Source organism: Pseudoneobacillus rhizolycopersici (assembly GCF_054786815.1).
Genome location: NZ_JBTOOE010000159.1, coordinates 1 through 256 on the forward strand (window position 1 = coordinate 1; position 256 = coordinate 256).

General features: G+C 60.5%; 1 protein-coding gene. It reads right to left on the bottom strand.

Annotated elements, in window-relative coordinates; all coding sequences use genetic code 11:
- Positions 1-256, bottom strand: a 256-nt coding sequence (locus ACX9YW_RS23245; RefSeq protein ID WP_460351123.1) for a formate dehydrogenase accessory sulfurtransferase FdhD, incomplete at both ends; no start/stop codon positions are given.

The window sequence follows — 256 nt, forward strand, 5'->3', positions numbered from 1 at the left end:
GAACACAGTCCCTTGTCCGCACCCGGTAGTTACCGTGCGCTTTTCCATTCTGCCGTCCAGATCTTCGATGCCGCGAAAAGTCGTGACGGCGGCCGCTTCGGCTTCCCAGTCGACCTGCACCGATTCGATTTCCTCGATGCTGGAGACGAGCCGCTGGTTACGCAGGTATCCGATCGCGAGTGCTTCCGGCGCCTGCCCGAGCGTCATCAGCGTGACGATCTCGCGCTTATCGACGTAAAGCGTGAGCGGGTGTTCT